12 protein-coding genes and 1 tRNA gene are annotated in these 16,008 nt (G+C 63.0%); 9 read left to right on the top strand and 4 right to left on the bottom strand.

Going from position 1 to position 16,008, the window contains the following annotated elements:
• Positions 1 to 16: 16 nt before the first annotated feature.
• The gene (locus tag AC0L3B_RS28910) at positions 17 to 1,111 is read left to right on the top strand and encodes an extracellular solute-binding protein (RefSeq protein ID WP_339035117.1); all 1,095 of its coding nucleotides are present in this window, start codon (positions 17 to 19) and stop codon (positions 1,109 to 1,111) included.
• Between the two features lie 120 nt (positions 1,112 to 1,231).
• Positions 1,232 to 2,053 carry an IclR family transcriptional regulator gene (locus tag AC0L3B_RS28905; protein WP_473351501.1) on the top strand — a complete coding sequence of 274 codons (822 nt, stop codon included), beginning with the start codon at positions 1,232 to 1,234 and terminating at the stop codon, positions 2,051 to 2,053.
• A gap of 733 nt (positions 2,054 to 2,786) precedes the next feature.
• Here AC0L3B_RS28905 and AC0L3B_RS28900 read toward each other — a convergent pair.
• Both AC0L3B_RS28900 and AC0L3B_RS28895 read right to left on the bottom strand, forming a co-directional pair.
• Entirely contained in the window at positions 2,787 to 3,191 is a 405-nt protein-coding gene (locus AC0L3B_RS28900; protein ID WP_007594638.1) for a hypothetical protein, read from the bottom strand.
• A gap of 12 nt (positions 3,192 to 3,203) precedes the next feature.
• Positions 3,204 to 3,404, bottom strand: coding sequence for a hypothetical protein (locus AC0L3B_RS28895; RefSeq protein WP_473351500.1), 201 nt, complete (start codon positions 3,402 to 3,404; stop codon positions 3,204 to 3,206).
• A 721-nt stretch (positions 3,405 to 4,125) separates the two neighbouring features.
• On the opposite strand from AC0L3B_RS28895, the gene AC0L3B_RS28890 reads away from it, so the two are divergent.
• Positions 4,126 to 5,454, top strand: coding sequence for a hypothetical protein (locus AC0L3B_RS28890; protein WP_473351499.1), 1,329 nt, complete (start codon positions 4,126 to 4,128; stop codon positions 5,452 to 5,454).
• 295 nt (positions 5,455 to 5,749) lie between these two features.
• On the opposite strand, the gene AC0L3B_RS28885 is transcribed toward AC0L3B_RS28890, so the two are convergent.
• Positions 5,750 to 5,824: transfer RNA gene (locus AC0L3B_RS28885), tRNA-Gln, on the bottom strand.
• Positions 5,825 to 6,107: 283 nt separating this feature from the next.
• On the opposite strand from AC0L3B_RS28885, the gene AC0L3B_RS28880 reads away from it, so the two are divergent.
• A complete protein-coding gene (locus tag AC0L3B_RS28880; protein WP_473381476.1) occupies positions 6,108 to 7,886 on the top strand; it encodes an acyl-CoA dehydrogenase in 1,779 nt (592 codons plus the stop codon).
• A 92-nt stretch (positions 7,887 to 7,978) separates the two neighbouring features.
• On the opposite strand, the gene AC0L3B_RS28875 is transcribed toward AC0L3B_RS28880, so the two are convergent.
• The gene (locus AC0L3B_RS28875) at positions 7,979 to 9,220 is read right to left on the bottom strand and encodes an MFS transporter (protein WP_085352688.1); all 1,242 of its coding nucleotides are present in this window, start codon (positions 9,218 to 9,220) and stop codon (positions 7,979 to 7,981) included.
• Positions 9,221 to 9,465: 245 nt separating this feature from the next.
• Here AC0L3B_RS28875 and AC0L3B_RS28870 point away from each other — a divergent pair, with 245 nt between their 5' ends.
• The 5 genes from AC0L3B_RS28870 to dxs all read left to right on the top strand — a co-directional run bounded on the left by AC0L3B_RS28870 (position 9,466) and on the right by dxs (position 15,999).
• Positions 9,466 to 10,224, top strand: a complete 759-nt coding sequence (locus AC0L3B_RS28870; RefSeq protein ID WP_204513897.1) for an enoyl-CoA hydratase-related protein — start codon at positions 9,466 to 9,468, stop codon at positions 10,222 to 10,224.
• 200 nt (positions 10,225 to 10,424) lie between these two features.
• A complete protein-coding gene (locus AC0L3B_RS28865; RefSeq protein ID WP_018456263.1) occupies positions 10,425 to 12,083 on the top strand; it encodes a bifunctional metallophosphatase/5'-nucleotidase in 1,659 nt (552 codons plus the stop codon).
• A gap of 133 nt (positions 12,084 to 12,216) precedes the next feature.
• Positions 12,217 to 13,146 carry a histone deacetylase family protein gene (locus tag AC0L3B_RS28860; RefSeq protein ID WP_018456262.1) on the top strand — a complete coding sequence of 310 codons (930 nt, stop codon included), beginning with the start codon at positions 12,217 to 12,219 and terminating at the stop codon, positions 13,144 to 13,146.
• Between the two features lie 73 nt (positions 13,147 to 13,219).
• Positions 13,220 to 13,471 carry an exodeoxyribonuclease VII small subunit gene (locus AC0L3B_RS28855; protein ID WP_007594646.1) on the top strand — a complete coding sequence of 84 codons (252 nt, stop codon included), beginning with the start codon at positions 13,220 to 13,222 and terminating at the stop codon, positions 13,469 to 13,471.
• 599 nt (positions 13,472 to 14,070) lie between these two features.
• Positions 14,071 to 15,999, top strand: a complete 1,929-nt coding sequence (dxs, locus tag AC0L3B_RS28850) for a 1-deoxy-D-xylulose-5-phosphate synthase (protein ID WP_473381475.1) — start codon at positions 14,071 to 14,073, stop codon at positions 15,997 to 15,999.
• Positions 16,000 to 16,008: the final 9 nt, after the last annotated feature.

Here is a 16,008-nt window from a genome sequence, read left to right as displayed (position 1 = left end):
CTGGAGGAAAGAGAAAATGCTGGGAATGAAACGCTGGCGGCTATCGGCTTCCGTATTGGCCTCGGCCCTGTTCGTCGCGATGGGAACGGGTCTGGCTCAAGCGCAGAGCAACGTCGTGATCATGCAGGATCCGGGCGGCGGGTATGGCGATGCATTGCGCAAGGTCATGTACGACCCCTTCGAGAAGGAGACCGGCATCAAGGTCGTCACCGTCCAGGAAGCCCGTAGCGGCCCGCGCATCAAGGCTCAGGCCGAAGCCGGCAAGGCGCAATGGGACCTGACGTTCATCTTCGACCAGGAGACGAAACTGCTCGGCGACTGCTGCCTGGCCGATATCGACTATTCCAAGCTGTCGGACGGGGCGAAACAAACGCTGGCAGCGATGCCGGACAATTTGAAGCGCAAGAAGGGCGTGGCCTTGCAGGTGATCGGCGTCGGCCTCGTCTACAACAAGGACAAGTTCAAGGGCGAAAACGTACCGACGAGCTGGGCCGACTTCTGGGACGTGAAGAAATTCCCCGGCCGGCGCTGCATGCCGGCCTGGCCACGTTTCGTGTTCGAAGCAGCGCTGATGGCCGATGGCGTGGAGAAGAGCAAGCTCTACCCGATCGACATGGAGCGCGCGCTGAAGAAGGTCAAGGAGATCAAGCCGCATATTGCCAAATGGTGGACGACGTCCGCACAGCCGCCGCAACTCCTGCTCGACGGCGAGGCCGACATGTGCATGGCCTACACCGGCTCGATGAGCAAGCTCGCCCTGGAGGGCGCGCCGATCGACCTGACCTTCAACCAGGGCTTCGTCTACTACGACTTCTTCTCGATTCCCAAGGGGGCGCCAAACTACGACAACGCGCTGAAACTGCTGTCCTGGCGGCTCGAGCCCAAGCGCGCGGCGCAGCTGACCTCGACCTTCCCGGTCGCCCTCCCCTCCCGGGTCGTGTTCGAGGCGGCGACCGACAAGAAGCTCGCCCGCTATTGGGCCAACAACCCGGACAACATCTCGAAGGCAATCGAGTGGAGCCCGGATTACTGGGGCGGACCTTCGCCGGCCGGAAACTCCACCAACGAGGAGTACGGGCAGGAGAAGCTCAACGCCTTGCTGGCTCAATAGGCAGGCTGGTCCGAAGATGTCCCCGATCCGCCAGGATCGGGGACATCTGATCCCCGGGACTATGGCCGGCCGCCCGGCCATGCTAGATCGGACGAAAGATCATTCTATTTCGGGAGACGGATGGACAAGGCTTTCATCAAAGGACTGCGCCTGCTGGAAGCGCTTGCTCTGAGCGAGCAACCTCGCGGGGTCACGGACCTCGCGAGCGAGTTGAAACTCACCAAGAGCAACGTGCATCGGCTCCTTATGACGTTGCAGTCCCAAGGCTATGTGCGTCAAATCCCCCCGCACAGCATGTATGAGCTCACGACCAAGATCTGGGCGCTGGGCAGCCATGTCATCCACCGGATGGACCTGATCAACGTCGCGCGACCGGCGATGATGAAACTCGCCGAGATCACCGGCGAAACCATTCATCTTTCGGTGCTCGAGGACACCGAAGTCGTCTACGTCGACAAGATCGAAAGCGCCCACCATATTCGCGCCCATACCAGCGTGGGTATGCGTGCCCCCGCCTTCACTATGGCGACAGGAAAGGCGATGCTCGCACATATGCCGGATGACTACCTCGAACGGTTCCGGCCGCATCTCCGGCGGTACACCGAAGCGACGCGAACGACGATCAAGGAGCTGCGCGAAGACATCGAGCTGGCGCGCACGCAGGGTTACTCATCCGTGCTGCATGGTGAGTGGCGCGAGGGCATCGCGGCCTGCGCTTGTGCGATCCTCGGCCGCTCCGGCGAACTCGTCGGAGCGATCGGCATGTCCGGCCCCGACAGCCGCATCAAGCGCAAGCAGATCAAGGATTATTCAGTTCACGTGATGGAGGCGGCCCGAACCATCGGCGCCGCCCTTGGCTATTCCAGGCCGGCGGCATACCCCGCCATCAAAAGCCATTCGTCGGATCCTGCGCCCTCACATCAATCACGACGCGCCCCTTGATCTTGCTATCGCCGGATTCACCGCCCCCGGCGCCGTAATGGCACCAAGATGACATGCAGAGCGTCAGAAGAGGTCGCACCGGCCCGCTTCGCAGGCCTTCATCACGTTGTTGGGGCTCACTTCGTGTGCAGCCTGGCAAAACACCGAGTGAAAAGCCTCTTCAGTCCGGCGCTCTTGAACGGCTTTGCTCGCTAACGTCTTGACTTATTTGGTGGGCCGCGCCAGGGCTCGAACCTGCGACCTGCTGATTAAGAGGCGTATGATTTACCAAGGAGATCAGTTCGGCGTCGGAGACGCCCAGGAACTCCCTTCGCGCAGCGATCGCCTCGCTACGAAATGAGCAGCAGATCTCTCCAGCGTCCGTTTCGCTCGCTAAAGCACCCTATTCTACGACAGTTATGTAATCCGCTTGTATCACGCGACGTTCGCACTCTATCTCATGCTGCGAACGTACTACGAGGGACAGAGCCAAAGTGGGTGTGTGACTTGGTCTTGACCGACGAGAGGTTAGATCAACCGAAGCTTCCAGCCAGAAGGCCCGTTCTGGGGCACAAACCTTCCAAGTGATTGATATCGCTTGGTGGGCGCACCAGGGCTCGAACGTGGGACCCGCTGATTAAGAGTTCAGGACCATCGCGATCATTGGCACCTTGAAGCTACTGCTCTGCCTCGTAGCTTCTACGAACTACGCCCGGGTCCGGCCCTCCTTCGAAGCAGGACCGCGTCGGCACGATTAGGAAGCGTTAGCCCGCGCTCGTTCTCGAGCTTCACGACGCCGCTCGCGACGTTCGCGTCGCCGTCTAGCGCGCTCCGCCAGTTGCGGAAGCGGTGGTATGGGCGCATCCCTGCTCTCGGCTGGCACTGTCTCTGTCGGAGGTTCGACGGCGGGGCGCGCCTCCATGAACTCCAGCACTGTCCGTCCGCTGACGGTGATCTTCCAGCCGCCGTTTTCGCGCTCGACGAGGCCTTGCGAAAAGATGTCGAGGTCCGGGACACGCGCAGCGAGCCGCTTTGTGCGGTCGGCCCAGTCGCGGCCGCTGGTCGCCAGGATCGCCATGTCGCGCTTGAGATCGGCCATCGTTGCAAATCCATCCGGATAGCTCACGAGGATCTTCAGGACCGTGACCTGGAAATTCACCCCCGCCTCCGGTCAGCGCCGTATGGTAGGCGCCTGCGAGAGAGCGAGGCGCCCGATCTGCTTGAGGTGATCCGGAGAGGTGTCCCCTTTGGTCGCGGCTTCCAGGATTCTCGAGGCCACGTGGGTACGGGCGCAGGTTCCGGTCCGGGAAACCTTTTCGCAGACCTCATCTAGGACGGCGCGCAGAAGCGCGGTGGTCGAGGAATCGAACATGAGAACCCCCACAAGAAAAATTACCATACGAAATGGCGGCGACGTCAAATTTAAGCGTGTTAAAAATCAGAAGAAGTCTACACCCCTGTTAGGGCTTGGCAATATCGGCGGGACTGGCTGTGAACCAGAGGTATGAAAGCGCCTGCTGTCTTGTTCGCCGGACGCGGCGAACTCCGCCAGTGAATACGTCCAGGCTTCCTGCGCAGGCTGCCTCCGTCGCGTCGGGTTGCGGTGCGCTGGGCTCTCTGCCGACTCCTCGTACCTCTGCGGTAGCCGCCGTCTCCAACTGAGGCGTATCGCCTTCTGCTGAGGCAGTAGGCAACGTCGTTCGCTCTCGCCGCCGAGGCAAGTAAGTCCAAAGTGTCCTTTTCAGGCGCTGCACTACGCTCCTGCGCGATCCAGTTACCCTCGCAGTTTCAATCCTGCTGGTGATCACCATGATGGGCAGGACGAGCAAAGAGCGAGTTTCAGCAGCTGACGGTTATGTGATGACACGTCCTGCCATCATTCCAGCGGGTTCTTGGCCGCGCCGTATGTCTGCTGGAATCGCAGCAGGGTATTGCGGAGAAACGACTGTTGAAGCCTTTCTCAGACGGGTCGGGAAGGAGTATCCTCAACCACGTGTCAAAGAAGGGAGGCGTCAGCTGTGGTTGAGAGACGATCTGGACCGAGCTATTGCGCCGGACATCGTGCCGGGCGACCTCGCCGAGGATTTGTAACGTTGGAGCGCCCGCTTCCACGCTTCGTGGAGGTACGGCGGCTTGCCCGCGGGTTGACTGCTTTCTACTTCCGCATCCCCACACATTACAGGAAACTCGGTTGCGAGATGGCGAATGAGCCACTCGGGACGAGCTACGAAGCCGCATGCGGCGAAAACGGAAAAGGCGGACGCGCCGCCACCCTCAATGCCTTGTTCGACGAATGGAATAACCAGCGCAAGGGTACGCCGGGCGAGCAGGGAAAGATCGCGCGCTACGGCACGATTGATTGGCTGTTCCGACAATACAAGACCGAGAAGGCCTATACTGAGAAGGTCTCACCTCGGTCGCGCCCGGACTACGAACGGATCATGCAAATGATCTGCGACACGGTCGGTAACAGCGGACTGCGGATCGGCGAACGGCAGATCATAGAAGTCACGCCCCGCGCCGCGGATAAGATATACGACAAAATCATCAACGGTCCGAACGGCGTCAGATTGCGGCAAGGAGAAAAGGTGGTCGGGCTGTGCCGAAAGGTATGGCGGATCATGCGTCGGCTGCACCCGGAGCTGTTTGATAGGAAGCACCCGAACCCCTGGGACGATTTCACCCTCAAGAGCCGCACCAAGACCAAAAAGCACGCGGTCACTCGAGAAGAGGTCTATAAATTTGCATGGGGCTGCATCAAAGAAGGGCGGCCTGAACCGGCGGCAGTCGCGGTGATCTGCTTTGAATGGCTGCAACGGCCGGAGAACGTGGTGGCCGGGTTTTTGACTTGGCCGGACTATCGCAGCAAAAACTGGCCACACGCTGTGCGCATCGAGCACCACAAGAACAAGGCGTTGGTCTGGCATCCGCTCGAAGAGACTCTCGATGGAGAGACCGTGAAGTTTTACGCCGAAGCGGAGGACGTTTTGAGCCATCTGCCCAAGCTCGGCGTTCCGATGATCATGCGTCGGCTTCAAAAGGGTGAACGCAAGGGCGATGCCAAAGTGTGGTCCTACCCTGGCATGGAAAAAGTGGTGCAGCAGATGCGCAGGAAGATCGACGGCGTGTCAAAGCTGTTCACGCTTGATGCTTGTCGACACGGCGGTATGACCGAACTCGAAGAGGCCGAGCTGACGGACGGCCAGGGTCGTGCACTCTCGGGCCACAAGACCGCACAGGCCTATCGCGGCTATGCCAAGGAAACGATGGTGCGAGCGTTGGCTGCGACCCGTAAGCGGCATGCACATCTCTTGGCGCAGAAGGAGCTCGATCAGCAGAATGCTGATGGAGCAGCATCGCCTCAAGACGAAATGCAGCAAACCTCCCCAACGTCGAAGACTAGCGTCGGATCGCGAAGATAGACTTCGTGCTTCGTTGAACGCTGCAAAAGGGTCGACAGCGTTTTGCCGCTGGCGATCCCGCATGCGACTTGAAAGGCAACGATCGAAAGCTTGCAACTCACAGACAGCGTTCACGTGCTCAATTCGCATTTTGATAAGTTGAGCGGCGTTCAACTAGCGATGTCATCCATCGGCCTTCGATCCAAAAACGAAACCAGCACAGAATTTCCAAATGCAGGGCAAACCGAATTTCCAAATGCGCCGGAAACCCCGCATCGAATAGGGAATTTACACAGTAAAATCAGTGCATTGGCTCTGGCTGGGGCGGGAGGGATCGAACCTCCGAATGGCGGAATCAAAATCCGCTGCCTTACCACTTGGCTACGCCCCATCAGGCCCTGGGGAACGGCGGCGACACGAGCGTCCGCGGATTCCCTCGAGTGGTGCCGGTCTATAGGGAGAGGCGCGGCATTACAACCGCCCGGAGGGGCAAAATACCACAGGCGCCGGTGGCGCCGCGCCATGCCTTACAGGAGCGCTACGCCAGCCCGTTGCCGACGGGCGTTCCGCCACCCCTCCTGACGGTTGAGACCTCCCCCGTTTCATGGGAATACGGCGGCAAGACCAGTCTAGCGAAGACCTGTACCGCCAAGAACTGTCCACGGGAGTGAGCCATGACCTACCGCGCGCCGATCTCTGACATGCTGCTGTCGCTCAACCACGGCGCCGGCCTGAAAGCTGCCATGGAGGCCGGCCATTACGGCGATTTCGACGGCGATATCGTGAGCGCCGTGCTGGAGGAAGCCGGCAAGTTCGCAACCGACGTGCTGGCGCCGCTCAACAAGGTCGGCGACGAGCACGGCATCAAGCTCAGCGACGGCAAGGTCACGACCGCGCCGGGCTGGCCGGATGCCTACAAGCGCTGGACCGAGGGCGGCTGGAACGCGGTCTGCGGCCCCGAGGATTTCGGCGGCCAGGGCCTGCCGCTCGCGATCAACGCCGCCTGCACCGAGATCTGGAGCGCCGCCAATGTCGCCTTCGGCCTCTGCCCGCTGCTGACGGCGTCGGCGATGGAGGCGCTGGACGCGCATGGCAGCGACGAGCTGAAGAAAATCTATCTCGAGAAGCTCGTCTCCGGCGAATGGACCGGCACGATGCAGCTGACCGAGCCGCAGGCCGGCTCCGATGTCGGCGCGTTGCGCACCCGCGCCGAGAAGCAGGCCGACGGCACCTATCGCATCAAGGGGACGAAGATCTTCATCACCTACGGCGAGCACGACATGACCGACAACATCGTGCATTTCGTGCTGGCGCGCCTGCCGGACGCGCCCGCAGGGACCAAGGGGATATCGCTGTTCCTCGTGCCGAAATTCATGGTCAACGAAGACGGCTCGCTGGGTGCGCGCAATGACATCTTTGCCTCCGGCGTCGAGCACAAGCTCGGCATGCATGCCTCCCCCACCTGCACCATGACCATGGGCGATCATGGCGGCGCGATCGGCTTCCTGGTCGGCGAAGAGAACCGGGGCATGCGCTGCATGTTCACGATGATGAACCAGGCCCGCCTCGGCGTCGGCCTCGAAGGCGTCGGTGTTGCCGACCGTGCCTATCAGCAGGCATTGTCGTACGCACAAGAGCGCAAGCAGGGCCGCGCCCTCGGCAACAAGGGTGACGGTTCCGATGCGATCTTCGTGCATCCCGACGTCAAGCGCATGCTGATGCGGATGCGGGCGCAGACCGCTGCGGCGCGCACCATCTGCTATGCGACCGCGGTGGCGATCGACGTCTCGACGCGTGCCAGGGATCCGAAGGTCCGCGCCGACGCTGCCGCGCGTGCGGCATTGCTGACGCCGATGGCCAAGGGCTATTCGACCGACATCGGCAACGAGGTCGCCTATCTCGGCGTGCAGGTGCATGGCGGCATGGGCTTCATCGAGGAGACCGGCGCGGCGCAGCACTATCGCGATGCCCGCATCACCGCGATCTACGAGGGCACCAACGGCATCCAGGCCATCGACCTCGTCACGCGAAAGCTCGCGGCCAACGGCGGCGCGTCGGTGTGGGCGCTGCTCGACGAACTCTCCGCAATCGTGAAGCAGGTCGAAGCCTCCAACGATCCCGCCTTCGGCACCACGGGCGTGAAATTGCGTGAGGCACTGGAGGCGCTGACGCGCACCAGCAAATGGCTGCTGGAGCGGCTTCCTTCCGCGCCGAACGAGGCGCTGGCCGGCGCGACGCCGTATCTGCAACAGTTCGGCGCCACGCTCGGCGGCTGCATGCTGGCGTCTGAAGCGCTCGCCGCGAAATCCGACGGCATCGCGGACGCCGGGCGCTACGTCTCGCTGGCGCGCTTCTTCGCCGAGAACATCGCCGTGCAGGCCGGCGCGCTCGAGCGCACCGTGACGGAGAGTGCGGAGTCGGTCGCGGCAGCGGATGCGGTGCTGTTGGGGTAGCTGGGACGCGTAGCCCGGATGGAGCGCAGCGCAATCCGGGGCCATCATTGCTGGTGACACGAATTTCCGGATTGCGCTGCGCTCCATCCGGGCTACGAAGCCGCAAGCTTCGTACGTCGCCCCGGCCGCCATAGTACGACGCTCGCCGCCACCACGTCGAGCACCACGCACATCGCAAACGCGCTCGTGTAGTCGCCGGTTACGCTGCGCACGAGACCGACGATGCCGGGGCCGAAGGCGCTGACGATGCCGCTGATCGAGGTGCCCAGCCCCATCGCAGCGGCGAAGGCGCTCGCGCCGATCTCCCGCTGGATGATCAAGGGCGGAAACGTGATCATGTTGCCGATCGAGAAACCGTAGACGGCGCAGCACACGAGCAGCACGGTCGGATTCGTGCTTTGCAGAAGCACGAACAGCGCCGCCGCCTGGCTCGTCATCGATGCCGCGCAGGCGAGCCGCGGATCGAGCCGGTCCACGAACAGGCCGAGCGAGAGGCGCCCGACCACCGCCATCGCCGCCATGACGGTGACGGCAAGGCCCGCACTGGCGCGGCCGATCAGCGGTTCGAGGAACGTCACCTGATGGATGATGAATCCCATCTGCGCCAGCAGCGCGACCGCGATCGGCAGCACCATGGTCCAGAACGCCGCGTTGGCGAGCAGCGTCTTGCGTGAGTGAACCGAAGGCAAGGCAGTGCCGCCAGTGGATGAATTCCCACCCGACGTCGGCGGCATTTCGGTTCGCCACCCGGTGAAGATGACCACCACCGGCAGCACCAGCACCACCATCGCCAGCGTGGCCGCCAGCATCGCGGAACGAAAGCCGATGCTGCCGCTCAGCGACAGCAGCAGCGGCACGAGCACGATGCCCCCGCAGGTCGCGCCGTTGTAGGCGAGGCTGAGCGCGAGCCCGCGGCGCCGTTCGAACCAGGAGTTCAGCACGGTCGCGATCACCACCGTGCCCATGCCGGTCCAGCCGACCGACATCAGCGCATAAGCGAGATAGAGCTGCCACGGCGTCTGCAGCAGCGCCAGCAGCACCGTCGAAGCGCCGAGCGCCGACAGGCCGCACAGGATCAGCGACCGCAGCCCGATGCGGGCGAGCAGATCGTCGGTGAAGATGACGAGGACGGCAGTCAGGAGAAAGGAGAAGGTGCTGGCCGCGGAGACCAGCGTGCCCGGCCAGCCATGGGCGCGCTGCAGTTCCGCGAGATAGACGCCCTGACCGTACAGGCCGAAGCCGAACATGAAGAAAGCCATCAGGAAGCAGGCCAGCACGACGCGCCAGCCGCGATAGTGCAGCGAGGATTCGTCAACACGAGTGGCGGCAATCATCAATCGGGCAATCGGCCAAATGGAACGGCGCGAGGCGATCGTGCACCACAACCAGTGGTTTTTCAATCGAAAATGGCGGTTGATCATTGCAACGCGGAACACGGCGGCGAGCGTGATGCGCCCGTCTCGGGCGAATTCGGTCTCCAAAAGGTCGCGCTAGCGCATTGGCACGCCTGCAAGATGATGTAGGCTGACGTTTCGCGAGTCTAGCAATGTCAGTATCGCGGCGACCGCAGGGGCCCCTCATGCCGAATGGCAATATCGTCGTCAGCGAAGAGCGCGGAACGCGCGTGATCACCCTGCGCCGCCCGAGCAAGAAGAACGCGATCACGCAGGACATGTATCGGGAGATGAGCCGCGCGATCGACACCGCGCAGAACAATCCCGACATCCGCTGCATGATCATCACCGGGGGCTCCGGCGTGTTCACCGCCGGCGACGACATCGACGATTTCATGCACGCCGACACGTCGCGCCCCGAGACGCTGTCCGACGGCGCCAAGTTTCTCTATTCGCTAGCTCACAACGCCAAGCCGGTGATCGCGGCCGTGGACGGCGCGTCGATCGGCATGGGCACCGTGATGCTGTTCCATTGCGACTATGTGCTGGCCTCGAACGCGGCGACCTTCTCCGCGCCCTACATCCATCTCGGGCTCGTGCCAGTCGGCGCGTCCAGCCTCTTGATGCCGAACACGATGGGCTACCAGCGCGCCTTCGCCATGCTGGTGATGGGACGGACTTTTACGGCCGCGGAAGCGCATGCCGCCGGCTTCGTCAACACCGTGGTCTCGCCGGGTCATACCGAGGTCGAGGCACGCAAGGTGGCGCGCGATATCTGCCGGCTTCCCGCCGAAGCGGTCGCGATCTCGCGCAAACTGCTCCGCGTCGCATCCGAGGAGCTCACCCGCCGCATCGATCAGGAGGCCCATCTGTTCGGCGAGCGGCTGAAGTCGGAAGAAGCCACCGCCGCGTTCAACGCGTTTATGAACAGGAAGAAGCGGTAGGCTGTCTTCCCTCTCCCATGGCGGGAGAGCCTGGCTCGCCGCAAAGCGGCGAGACGGGTGACGGGTTCTATCCGCGAGTCGAACTCACATTTGAATTTGCGGAGACACCCCCTCATCCGGCGCTTCGCGACACCTTCTCGAGAAGGGGAGAAGGAAGAAAGCTTCGTGAAATCTTCGTGCGGAACGACTAGTCTGGTTTCATGCAACATGTTCTCCGGCTGACCGTCTTCTCGCTCGCGCTCGCCGCCCTGCCCGCGTCCGCCCAAACCGCCGCACCCGTCGAGCTGCGCATCCTGGCGATCAACGATTTCCACGGCAATCTGCGCCCGCCGCCGGGCGGCATCCGGATCAGCGATCCCGAGGACAAGGCCAGGAAGGTGATGGTGGCGGCCGGCGGTGCCGAATACATGGCGACGCTGGTGAAGCAGCTGCGCGAGGGCCACAAGAACACGATCTTCGTCGCCGCCGGCGACCTGATCGGCGCGAGCCCGTTCCTGTCGGCGATGTTCCACGACGAACCTTCGATCGAGTCGCTCTCGATGATGGGGCTCGCGATCAGCTCGGTCGGCAATCACGAATTCGACGAAGGCAAGACCGAGCTCCTGCGGATGCAGAACGGGGGCTGTCATCCCGTCGACGGCTGTCAGGGGCCGCATTCCTTTACGGGCGCCAGATTCCGCTATCTAGCGGCGTCCACCATCGAGACGGCGACGGGCAAGAGCGTGCTGCCGCCTTACGAGATCAGGGAATTCGAAGGCATCCCCATCGCCTTCATCGGGCTGACCTTGAAGGACACCGCGGGCATCGTCTCGCCATCGGGCATCACCGGCCTCGAATTCCGCGACGAAGCCGAAACGGTGAACGCGCTGGTGCCGCAGCTGAAAGCGGGTGGGGTCGAGGCGATCGTAGTGCTGATCCACCAGGGCGGCGAGCCGGCCGGCGACTACAATGAATGCCCTGCTATCACGGGGCCGATCGTCGACATCGTGAAAAAAATCGATCGCGCCGTCGACCTCGTCGTCAGCGGCCACACCCATCGTGCTTATGTCTGCGATATTGACGGGCGGCTCGTCACCAGCGGCGACAAATACGGTACTCTGGTCACCGCGATCGACCTCAAGCTCGATCCGGCAACGCGCGACATCGTCAGCGCTAGGGCCGAGAACGTCCTCGTCGCCAATGCCTCGCTGCCTAGGGATCCCGAGCAGACCGCATTGATCGACGCTTACGACAGGCTTTCGGCGCCGATCGCCAATCGCCCGGCTGGATCGGTGACGCAGACGCTGTCACGCGTGCCGAACGAGGCCGGCGAAAGCCCGCTCGGTGACGTCATTGCGGACGCGCAGCTCGCCGCGACCAGGGACGCCAAGGACGGCAGCGCCGTCATCGCGCTCACCAATCCCGGCGGCATCCGCACCGACATCGTGCCAAAGGAGAACGGCGCGATCACCTTCGGCGACGTTTTCGCCAGCCAGCCGTTCCGCAACCGGCTCGTCACCATGACGCTCACGGGCAGCCAGCTCAAGGACATGCTGGAGCAGCAATGGCTCGATCCGAAGCGGCCGCGGATTCTCCAGGTCTCGAACGGGTTCAGTTACGCCTGGGATGCGGCGAAGCCATACGGCGAGCGCGTGATCAACGAGAAGATGACGCTCAATGGCAGGCTGATCGAAGCCGGAAGCGGCTACCGCGTCACCCTCAACGATTACCTCGCAGTCGGGGGCGACGGGTTTACGGTCGCCAAACAAGGCACGGGGCCGCAATATGGCGGCTACGACGCTGACGCGCTGTTCGCGTTCTTCCGGGCGCACGGACCGATCGGACCGCTGCCGCTGAGCCGCATCCTGCGCGTGAATTGATCCGGATCAAACAGGCCGCTCCGGGACACCCTTTGCCATTCCCGGGGGAACGCATAGATTGGGTTTTGCATTTGCGTTTTGGCGCCGGATGCGCCAAGCGACGTCGAGAGCCCGCATCCCATGAGGCCGACTGATGAGTACGCTTCTCCTCTCCCACAAGGCCTGCCTCGACCACGTCACGCCGCCGGGACACCCTGAAAGGCCGGACCGCCTGCGCGCGGTGGAGGAAGCGCTGTCGCATGAGCGCTTCCAGTTCCTGGTGCGCGACCAGGCGCCGGAGGGCGATCTCGACCTCGTCACGCTCTGCCACAACGAGCACTACGTCACGGAGCTGCGCCACATCGCGCCGACCAGCGGACAGGTCTATATCGATGGCGACACCTCGATGTCGCCTGGCACGTGGGAAGCGGTGATGCGCGGCGTCGGCGGCGCGGTCGCGGCGACCGAAGCGGTGATGGCGGGCGAGCATCGCAACGCCTTCGTCGCGGTGCGCCCGCCCGGCCACCACGCCGAGATCGGCAAGCCGATGGGTTTCTGCTTCTTCGACAACGTCGCCATCGCCGCGCGCCACGCGCAGCGTAAATACGGCATCAAGCGCGCGGCCATCGTCGATTTCGACGTGCATCACGGCAACGGCACGCAGGATATTTTCTGGTCGGACCCGACCGTGATGTACTGCTCGACGCACCAGATGCCGCTGTTTCCGGGCACCGGTGCCAAGAGCGAGCGCGGCGACCACGACACCATCGTCAACGCACCGCTCGCCTCCGAGGACGGCGGGCCGGAATTCCGCATCGCGTTCGAGAATCTGATCCTGCCGCAGCTCGAAAAATTCAGCCCGGAGCTGCTCGTCATCTCTGCCGGCTTCGACGCGCATTATCGCGATCCGCTGGCGTCGCTGAATTTGCGCGCGGAGGATTATGCCTGGGTGACGCGTAAGTTGATGGACCTCGCTGACAAGACCGCCGGAGGGCGCGTTGTTTCTGTGCTCGAGGGCGGCTACGACCTGCAAGGACTGAAAGAATCTGTTACGGCGCATGTCGGCGCCCTGATGGGCGCCTGACACACCCGCCACATTGCGCCCGCAAAACTTTGCTTTCTCCGACGTGAAGCGAATCGGGCAATCGGAAACTTATATGGCCGAAAATACCCAAATCGACATCTCCAGGCTGACCTTCGAACGCGCCATCGAGGAGCTCGAAACGATCGTGAAACGGCTCGAGGACGGCAAGGTGCCGCTCGAGGAATCCGTGACGATCTACGAGCGCGGCGAGGCCCTGAAGCGCCGCTGCGAGGAGTTGCTGCGCCAGGCCGAGGCGCGCGTCGACAAGATCACCACCGATGCCAGCGGCCAGGCGACCGGCACCGCGCCGCTCGACGTCCAGTAAGGGCCGCCTTCAAAGCCGCCTATCTCACGCAGCGCGCACCGGCAATTTTTCATGATCGCACGCCGCCGTCGGCGTTGCTGCTGCTTGATTCCAGGGAACCGGCGCTCCGGAGATTATGGAACCTCCCTCAGAGCGCCCCTCGTCCTCCTGAATCCGGCCTAAAAATAGCTTCCCCACGCGAAAAACCTTGCCGAGGAACCGGGCTAGCTTTGGAACCCTTTCGATGGCGCCAGGATTAACCACTCTGGCCCGCGGGTTGCAGGTGCATGCCCGTAATCGGGCCCAGCGGGTTGGCTTTGGCCCAAGCTTTGGTGTAAAGCTGCGCGGAGTGTGGCTTTTTGTAAGCCTTGCGTGGGCACTGATTACCGACGGCAAGCGCTTCAAACTGCTGATGAATTGGCTGGGATGGACGAAGCCGATCTAAGTGACAGGGATCACAGAGACTGAACCGGAGAGCACTTAAGCTCACCTAAGCTTGAAGACGGGGCTTTGCCCCATGCAGGTGGCTCCGACGGTTTAAGGACTCGCGCTGCGCCGATATTGAGCAAACCCATCGCGCGCCGGAACGATCTTCCGGCGCTGACAAATTGGAAATCGCCGTGAACGCATATAGTAAAACGCCGCTTCTCGACACCATCCGGACGCCGGACGACCTGCGCAAACTCAAGGTCGAGCAGGTTCGCCAGGTCGCCGACGAGCTGCGTCAGGAGACCATCGATGCCGTCTCGGTGACCGGCGGTCACTTCGGCGCAGGCCTTGGTGTGGTCGAGCTCACCACTGCAATCCATTACGTCTTCGACACCCCGCGCGACCGGCTGATCTGGGACGTCGGCCACCAGGCCTATCCGCACAAGATCCTCACCGGCCGGCGCGATCGCATCCGCACGCTGCGCACCGGCGGCGGCCTGTCCGGCTTCACCAAGCGCAGCGAGAGCGATTACGATCCGTTCGGCGCCGCGCATTCCTCGACCTCGATCTCCGCCGGCCTCGGCATGGCGGTCGCGCGCGACCTCTCCGGCGGCAAGAACAACGTTATCGCCGTCATCGGTGACGGCGCGATGTCGGCGGGCATGGCCTATGAGGCCATGAACAATGCGGGGGCGATGAACTCGCGCCTGATCGTCATCCTCAACGACAACGACATGTCGATCGCGCCGCCGGTCGGCGCGATGAGCGCCTATCTGTCGCGGCTCTACTCGGGCAAGACCTATCGCACGCTGCGCGATGTGGCCAAGCAGATCAACCAGCGCCTGCCCAAGATCCTCGCCAACCGAGCCAACCGCGTCGAGGAATATTCCCGCGGCTTCATGATGGATGGCGGCACGCTGTTCGAGGAGCTCGGCTTCTATTACGTGGGCCCGATCGACGGCCACAACCTCGACCATCTCCTGCCGGTGCTGAAGAACGTGCGCGACATGGAGACCGGCCCGATCCTGCTCCACGTCGTGACGCAGAAGGGCAAGGGCTATGGCCCGGCGGAAGCCTCCGCCGACAAGTACCACGCGGTCGTCAAGTTCGACGTCGCGACCGGCACCCAGGCCAAGTCCAAGCCGAACGCGCCGGCCTATCAGAACGTATTCGGCCAGAGCCTCGTCAAGGAAGCGGAGAAGGACGACAAGATCGTCGCCATCACCGCGGCCATGCCTTCCGGCACCGGCGTCGACATCTTCAACAAGGCGTTCCCGGACCGCACCTTCGACGTCGGCATCGCCGAGCAGCACGCAGTGACGTTCGCCGCCGGTCTCGCCACCGAAGGCTACAAGCCGTTCTGCGCGATCTACTCGACCTTCCTGCAGCGCGGCTACGACCAGATCGTGCATGACGTCGCGATCCAGAGCCTGCCCGTGCGCTTCGCCATCGACCGCGCCGGCCTCGTCGGCGCCGACGGCGCCACCCATGCCGGTTCGTTCGACAACGCCTATCTCGGTTGTCTGCCGAACATGGTGATCATGGCCGCGTCCGATGAAGCCGAGCTGGTGCACATGGTTGCAACCCAGGTCGCGATCAATGATCGTCCGAGCTCGCTGCGCTATCCGCGCGGCGAAGGCCGAGGCATCGAGATGCCCGAAGTCGGCATTCCGCTCGAGATCGGCAAGGGCCGCATCGTCCGCCAGGGCAGCAAGATCGCCCTGCTCTCCTTCGGCACGCGCCTCGCCGAATGCGAGAAGGCCGCCGACGAGCTTGCAGCCCACGGCCTTTCGACCACGATCGCTGATGCGCGCTTCATGAAACCGCTGGACACCGAGCTCGTGCTCAAGCTCGCGCGCGACCACGAGATCCTGATCACGATCGAGGAAGGCTCGGTCGGCGGTTTCGGCTCGCATGTCGCGCAATATCTGACCGATCAGGGCGCGCTCGACAGCGGCCTGGTGCGGTTCCGCACCATGGTGCTGCCCGACGTGTTCCAGGACCACGACACCCCGGCGGCGATGTACGATCGTGCCGGTCTCGACGCCAAGGGCATCGTCGCCAAGGTGTTCGAGGCGCTCGGCAAGGACGTCAAGGCCGAGACGGTCAAGCTCGCCTGATAGCGAGCT

Source organism: Bradyrhizobium sp. Kon56 (assembly GCF_055807635.1).
The sequence above is the reverse complement of the archived record's forward strand: the minus strand, read 5'-3'. Positions and strand labels throughout refer to the sequence as shown.